Annotated in this window: 7 protein-coding genes; 6 read left to right on the top strand and 1 reads right to left on the bottom strand. The window is 68.0% G+C overall.

All coding sequences use genetic code 11. The annotated features are described in order from the left end of the window. Nucleotides 1-1,640, top strand: a 1,640-nt coding sequence (locus B141_RS0105460; protein ID WP_020574163.1) for an ATP-binding protein, incomplete at its 5' end; no start/stop codon positions are given. Nucleotides 1,641-1,808: 168 nt separating this feature from the next. After that, on the top strand, nt 1,809-2,240 hold the full coding sequence (locus B141_RS39020; protein ID WP_020574162.1) for a pyridoxamine 5'-phosphate oxidase family protein: 432 nt from the start codon (nt 1,809-1,811) through the stop codon (nt 2,238-2,240). Between the two features lie 21 nt (nt 2,241-2,261). On the opposite strand, the gene B141_RS0105450 is transcribed toward B141_RS39020, so the two are convergent. Then, nucleotides 2,262-3,056, bottom strand: coding sequence for an IclR family transcriptional regulator (locus B141_RS0105450; RefSeq protein ID WP_020574161.1), 795 nt, complete (start codon nt 3,054-3,056; stop codon nt 2,262-2,264). Between the two features lie 180 nt (nt 3,057-3,236). Here B141_RS0105450 and B141_RS0105445 point away from each other — a divergent pair, with 180 nt between their 5' ends. The 4 genes from B141_RS0105445 to B141_RS0105430 form a co-directional block, all read left to right on the top strand. Beyond that, nucleotides 3,237-4,196 carry a 5-dehydro-4-deoxyglucarate dehydratase gene (locus B141_RS0105445; protein WP_020574160.1) on the top strand — a complete coding sequence of 320 codons (960 nt, stop codon included), beginning with the start codon at nt 3,237-3,239 and terminating at the stop codon, nt 4,194-4,196. Beyond that, nucleotides 4,193-5,488, top strand: coding sequence for a glucarate dehydratase family protein (locus tag B141_RS0105440; RefSeq protein WP_020574159.1), 1,296 nt, complete (start codon nt 4,193-4,195; stop codon nt 5,486-5,488). The genes B141_RS0105445 and B141_RS0105440 overlap by 4 nt, the downstream gene beginning before the upstream one ends. Nucleotides 5,489-5,589: 101 nt before the next feature. Continuing rightward, the gene (locus B141_RS0105435) at nt 5,590-6,168 is read left to right on the top strand and encodes a hemerythrin domain-containing protein (RefSeq protein ID WP_020574158.1); all 579 of its coding nucleotides are present in this window, start codon (nt 5,590-5,592) and stop codon (nt 6,166-6,168) included. A gap of 205 nt (nt 6,169-6,373) precedes the next feature. Then, a partial coding sequence (locus tag B141_RS0105430; protein ID WP_020574157.1) for a DUF222 domain-containing protein occupies nt 6,374-7,263 on the top strand: 890 nt, incomplete at its 3' end.

Here is a 7,263-nt window from a genome sequence, read left to right as displayed (position 1 = left end):
TGCGGTCACTCTCGCCCGAGCAGATCCTCGAACGCCTCGACGACCGCTACCGCCTCCTCACCGCCGGGCCGAAGAACGTCGCACCACGCCACCAGACCCTGCGGGCACTCATCGACTGGAGCTACGACCTGTGCACCCCAGCAGAACAACGCTTCTGGGCCCGCTCAGCGATCTTCGCCGGCAGCTTCGACCTCGCCGCCACCGAAGCCGTCTGCGCCGACGACACCCAACCCGAGGACGTCATCGACCTGGTCACCGAACTCATCGACAAGTCGATCCTCGTCCGCGAAGAACACGCGGGCCAGGCCCGATACCGCCAACTCGACCTGATCCGGCAGTACGGACGGCACCGCCTCACCGACCTGGGCGAGGAACACAGCGCCCGCCAACGCCATCACGCCTACTACCAGGAGGTCGCGGCGCGGACGGCCCACGAGCAGTTCGGGCCGCACCAGATCGAGTGGTTCAGCCGGCTCCAACTCGACCACGCCGACCTGCGGGCCGCCCTGGAGTACTCCGTTGTCGAGCCATCCGACGAGCACGCGGGTCTATGCCTGGCGACCAACCTGCTTTACCACTGGATCAACAGCTACTTCCTCAACGAGGGCCGCGGTTGGCTGGACCGGCTGCTCGCCATCGACCAGGAACCCAGCCTCCCCCGCGCCAACGCCTTGTGGACCAACGGGTGGCTCGCCCTCATCCAGGGCGACATCCCGGGGGCGAAAGGCATGCTTGACGAGGCCTGCGACCTGGCCAAGCGGCTCGACGAGACCGAGGCGCTCGCGTACGCGGTGTTGTTCTCCGCGCTGGCCGCGATGTCGGACGGCGAGACGGAGCGAGGTCTCGCGTTGTTCGAGGAGGCGCTCGCCCGGCACCGTGCCATCGCCAACCCGCACGGCATCGCGTCCACTCTGATCCGGTCGTCCCTCGCGTACTCGTTCCTCGGCGACTCCGACAAGGCCAGCGCCCTCGCCGAAGAATGCATCGCCGTCTGCGAGGCCGCCGGCGACGTCTGGCACAAGTCGTATGCCCTCATGGCCCTCGGCATCGAAGTCTGGCGCCAAGGCGACTACCAACGAGCCACCACCCTCGAACGCGACAGCCTCCGCATCAACCAAGCCCTCGACGACCGACTCGGCATCGCCCTCAACCTCGAGGTGCTCGCGCTGGCCGCGGCCGCGGAGGGCCACCATGACCGGGCCGTACGGATCTTCGGCGCCCTGCGCGGCCTGAGCCGGTCGCTCGGCGTCTCCCTCGAGGGATACACCCACCTCGCGTCCTATCGTGCGGAATGGGTGGAACGGCTGCGCAAAACCCTGGGTGAGCGGGCGTACGCCGCGCTGCTCCAGGAGGGCAACGAGCTCAGCCTCGAGGAGATCCTGGACCTCGCCTTCCAGGAGAAGCACGCCCGCCGGCCGGCGGCGAAGCACGAGGACGTCTCGGTGCTCACCCGGCGAGAGCGCGAGATCGCCGACCTGGTGGCGCGTGGCTGCACGAACCGCGAGATCGCCAACGCCCTGGTGATCTCGCAGCGCACGGCCGAGAGCCACGTCGAGAACATCCTCGTCAAGCTCGGCTTCGCGTCCCGGGCGCAGATCGCGGCCTGGGCGGCCGAACACGGCAATCCGGACCGGGCCTGAGCGGGCGCCTGGTCCGTGCGTACACCTGACCGCTACCTACGGGCCGGCGAGCCATACGTACGTACCCGCATCGGTACGTGTCCCGATGTGGGTACTGACTCCATTGCGCGAGAGTGAGGGCGACAGCTGGTAACTGGGTCTGCCTCCCAGTCCCCGAGGTACTCCACCATGATCGTGAGTGATGAGCGGGTGGCCTTGACGCCGGTCGAGTCCCTCGCCCTACTGAACGACGCGCCCGTCGGACGGATCGTGTTCACCGACCAGACCCTCCCGGCGGTGGAGCCCGTGTACTTCACGATGGACGACGATGCCGTGATCGTTCGTACGACCGCGGGGTCTCGACTCGCCCGCAGCATCCACGACTCCATCGTGGCGTTCGAGGTGGACAACTCCGACCTCGAACCCGGATCCGGCTGGAGCGTCACCGCCCTCGGCCGGGCGGAGGTCGTGACCGAACCCACCGAACTCGCGCGGCTCTCACTCCTGCCGTCGGACGGTATGGAGCTGACCGCTCCAGTCCACTACGTCCGCATCCGGCTCCGCAGGATCCACGGCTACCGCGTAGCCGTCGAGCGGTGCGAGGTCACGCCGCACGTGTGAGACCACGCCAGCGGCCCGCGGTCAGGGATAGGTCCGCGGCGGTCCCGCGACCCGTTCGATCGTGTCTCTTACGCCGACCAGGGCGTTGAGGATCTCGCTCTCGCGCGAAGGAGTCAGCCGGGCCAGCGGAACCGAACAGCTGACGGCGTCTGTCACGGGCTCGGTGTAGTGCAGCGCGACGCCGAGACATCGGAGTCCCAGGGTGTTCTCCTCCTGGTCGACCGCGTAGCCGAGCTGCCTGGCCGCGTCGAGGTCAGCGTCGAGAGCCGCCGGGTTGGTGAGCGTGTGTGGTGTCATCGCGAGCAGTGGTGCCGGGAGGTGGCTCTCCCGGTCGGTGGGTGTGCGCTCGGCGAGGAGCGCCTTGCCGAGCGCGGTGGTGAACGCCGGCAGCCGGCGTCCAACCCGGCTGTACGGGCGGAGGTAGGCGGGTGACTCCCGGGTCGCGAGGTAGATGATGTCGCTGCCGTCGAGGCGACCGAAGTGGATCGTCTCGCCAGTGCGCTCGGCGAGCTCGTCGAGATAGGGCTGGACCAGCCGAAGGTAGGGGTCCGCGTCGAGGTAGCTCGTGCCCGCGAGCAGTGCCCGGATCCCGATGCCGTACAACGTGCCGGTCGCGTCGGTCCGCACCCAGCCGCGACTGACGAGGGTCCGGAGCAGGGCGTAGAGGCTGCTCTTGGGAACGCCGAGCGCCTCGCTCAGCTCGCGGAGCTTGGCCGGGCGGTTCTGCCGGGCGGCGAGGGCCTCGAGCAGGTCCACCGTCCGTGCCGCCGACTTCACGTCGCGGACTCCGCCTGACGTGGGTGGATGTTCGTCCATCCCGGCGCCCTCCTCCTGCTGCTCGTTGTTCGCTGCTCGTTGTTCGCTGATCGCGCTCGACCAAAGCGGTTTGGCCGCCGTGTAGTTGGCCGATGGCGGGTCCGGCGTTGACAGTCGTACGACACCATCCCTAGCGTTCCGTTCCAGATACGAGAAGGCGTCTACATATGGAGACGATAGATGGTGGGTACGACTGACCTCGCGGCGGCGCTGAGGGACCGGAGCCAGCGGGCGGTCCTGTCGTTCCCGTTGACCCCCTTCGATTCCGGCGGCGAGGTCGACCTGGCGGCGTTCCGCACCCACCTGCGAGGCCAACTCGCGGCCGGTCCCGCGGCGCTCTTTCCCTGCTGCGGCACCGGGGAGTTCTTCTCCCTCTCCGAGTCGGAGTACGCGGAGCTGGTCGCGACGGCCGTCCGTGAGGCGGGCGGCGAGGTCCCGGTGATCGTGGGCATCGGGTACGGCTGGGCGCAGGCCGCGCGGTTCGCTGCCGCCGCCGAGCAGGCCGAAGCTGACGGGGCCCTCCTTCTCCCGCACTACCTCGTGGGCGCGCCGCAGGAGGGACTCGTCCGCCAGGTCCAGGAGGTCGCGGCCCGCACCAGCCTGCCGCTGATCGTCTACCAGCGGGACCAGGTGAAGTACACGCCCGCCGCTCTGGCGGAGCTGGCCCGGATACCGAACGTCATCGGCCTGAAGGACGGCCACGGCGACCTCGACCAGCTGCAGCGGCTCCGCCTGGCCGTCCCGAGCGACTTCCTCTTCTTCAACGGCGTACCCACCGCCGAGTTGCAGGCCCGCCCGTATCGGAGCATCGGCATCCACGCGTACTCCTCGGCGGTCCACGCGTTCGCGCCCGAGATCTCGAAGGCGTTCTTCACCGCGCTGATGGCCGGAGACGACGCCACGGTCGACCGGCTGCTCCAGGAGTTCTACGTGCCGCTCGTGACCCTTCGTGACCGGCAGCGGGGGTACGCCGTCGCGCTGGTCAAGGCGGCGGCCCGCCTGCGGGGCGCGCCGGTCGGGCCGGTGCGCGCGCCGCTCACCGACCCGACGCCGACCGAACTCGACCAGCTGGCCGGCATCCTGACCGCCGGCCTCGCCCTGGTCGGAGCCACCCTCGACGGCCAGAGGAGTTCCGCGTGACCACGACCGCCGCGCCGCGCATCGCCCGCACCCGCGTCACACCGATCCTCATCGGCGACCCGCCCCTTCTCAACAGCCAGGGTGTCCACCAGCCCTATACACCGCGGCTGATCGTGGAGGTCCAGACCGAGGACGGGGTCACCGGTGTTGGCGAGACGTACGGCGACACCGACTACCTCACCATCGCCGAGGCGCTCGCGCCCGCCCTCGTCGGCCGGCCGCTGCTGGATCTCAACGACCTGACGGGGTTCGCCGCCGAGCACAGTCCCGACGTGTCGGGGCGGGCGCGGACCGAGGTGAACGCCGGCGGCCTGCGCGGGTCCCGCACCACCAACAAGCTGCTGGCCAGTGTGGTGTCGGCGTTCGAGGTCGCGAGCCTCGACGCGCTCGGGCGGACGCTCGGCCTGCCTGTGCACGCCCTCCTTGGCGGCAAGGTGAGAGACCGGGTGGAGTACAGCGCGTACCTCTTCTACCGCTGGGCCGAACACCCCGTCGCCGACGCACCCTCCGACGACTGGGGCGCCGCCCTTGACCCGGCCGGCGTCGTTGCCCAGGCGCAGCGCTTCGCTGACCGGTACGGTTTCGGGTCCTTCAAACTCAAGGGCGGGGTCTTCCCGCCCTTGGAGGAGATCGACGCCATCCGGGCGCTTCGTGCGGCGTTCCCCGACCGGCCACTGCGGCTCGACCCGAACGCCGCCTGGTCGGTCGACACCAGCGTGCACGTGGCTGAGCAACTCGACGGGGCACTGGAGTACCTCGAGGACCCCACACCGGGTACGCCCGGCATGGCGGAGGTTCACCGGCGTACCAGCATGACGCTGGCAACCAACATGTGTGTGACATCCTTCGCGGAGATCCCGGAGGCCTTCGCCAGTAACGCCGTCCAGGTCGTGCTGTCCGACCACCATTTCTGGGGCGGCCTCCATGCCACCCGTGAACTCGCCGCGGTGTGCCGCACGTTCGGGGTGGGGCTGTCCATGCACTCCAACACCCACCTCGGGGTCAGCCTCGCCGCGATGACGCAGGTCGCGGCGACAGTTCCGGAGTTGGCGTACGCATGCGACACCCACCGGCCGTGGCAGACCGAGGACGTCATCACCGAACCGCAAGAGTTCGTTGACGGCTGCGTCGAGGTGTCAGACCTCCCCGGGCTCGGGGTCGAGCTTGACGGTGACCAACTCGCCCGGCTCCACGAACGCTGGCTTACAAGCGATGTCCGCGACCGCGACGACGTTGCCGCCATGCGACAGGTCCACCCCGAATGGACAATGCCACCCGCCGCTCACTGGTAGCCCCTCGATTTGGCCGCATGGCGAAGGCCGTTACTGGAAATCTAGTCCTGTGCGGGCCTGTCGCCGTGACCGGTCCACATCGCGATCACGGGGGCGAGACAATGGCGAAGGCGCCGGCGCGACAAAAAGACGTCGTCGATCTGTTAGTCGAGCAGCACAAGGAAATCAAGGAGCTTTTCACCCGGGTCGCGAATGCGCGAGGAATGCAGAAACGCGCGCTCTTCGACAACCTGGTACGCCTGCTCGCGGTCCACGAGACCGCGGAGGAAGAGGTCGTACACCCGATGGCCCGGCGCGAAATCGCGAACGGCGATCGGGTCGTGAACGCGCGGCTGCGCGAAGAGGGTCGCGCCAAGCGGGACCTCGCCGAACTGTACGACCTTGGCGTCGACCACGTCGACTTCGACAAGAAACTCGCCGCACTTTCCGAATCCGTGATCGAACACGCCGATCGCGAGGAAAAAGAGGAGTTCCCACAACTCCGTCGGAGGATCTCAGCCGACCAGCTCCGCAAGATGGCCGGCGCGGTCAGGACCGCCCAGGCCGCGGCGCCGACGCGACCCCACCCGATGATCGGGGAATCCGCGATGGCCAACCTCCTGGCCGGGCCTCCGCTGGCGATGATCGACCGGATCCAGGACGCGGTACGCGGGTGGCGAGAATCTGGCCGCAGACGCTGAATCCTCCCTGACTGGCACTCAGTCCCAGCTTCCCGCACGCCCGCACGCCCGCACGCCCGCGACACGATGGGACCCCGCCAGCCAGAGCCGGGTGAGGTGAGGGCCCACCTTCAGTCAGCTGCTTTGACAAATCGCCTTGTACATAAGGCGATTTGCGCCTGCCTGCGGTTGCGAACCATGATCGCGATCGACTAAACTCGAACACATGAGCGACGGCGATGGCGTGCGGATCTCACCGCTCCCGCCCGGGTTTGCTGACATGCTTCCCGGTCCGGAGTTGGTGGCGGCGTTCGCTGCTGTCGATCGGAGCGCCTGTAACGGTTTCGAGCTTGGCGTGTTGCTTCAAGCTGCGCGGAAGATCGCCTGCTGGGCTGAGTCTTTGAGTCTTACTGTGACTGCTGTGTTGGCGCACTGCCCGCCCTGCTTCAAAAACGATGAGGCGGAACGCTCGTCTGTGCCGGAGCCGCGGGCGGCTGAGCTGCTGGCGCCGTTGTTGGGGTGGACCACCTACCGCAGTGATCAGTTCATGCTCATCGCCTTGGCCCTGTCTGATCTGCCGAACACCCGGCAGGCGTTGGAACGCGGCGAACTCGAATTCTCCGAGGTGCGGACGATCGTCGACCGGCTCACCCTCCTACCCCCAGCCGACCGCACAGCAGTGGATGAGGCGATCTTCCCTGAGGTGTTGAAACTCCGCGTGGGGCTGCTACGGCTGCACATCGAAGCCGAAATCTTGAAGGTCAACCCCGAAGCAGCGAAAGAGCGCCACAAGCGGGCCCGCGACGATCGGGGTGTGGACGTCTACCCGGCACTGGACGGCGTCTGCGACCTGCGGATCCGTGGGATCTCCCACGACGTGGCCGCCCAGATCTGGGGATACCTGGACGCCATCGCCCGCACAATGAAATCCGGCGGCGACGAACGCACCTTGCCTCAGTTGCGCGCTGATATCGCCGCTTCCCTGCTGTCCGGTGAAGCCGACGTACTCATCTGCGACGGTGAGGAAGAAGCCCCTGACAGTGGCGAGGAGGAGAACGGCGACGACGCCGGCCCTTGTCAAGAGTCCTTTGACGACCTGCTCGACGAGCAGAACAA

The sequence above is a fragment of the Actinopolymorpha alba DSM 45243 genome (genome assembly GCF_000373925.1).
GTDB lineage: Bacteria > Actinomycetota > Actinomycetes > Propionibacteriales > Actinopolymorphaceae > Actinopolymorpha > Actinopolymorpha alba.
The sequence above is the reverse complement of the archived record's forward strand: the minus strand, read 5'-3'. Positions and strand labels throughout refer to the sequence as shown.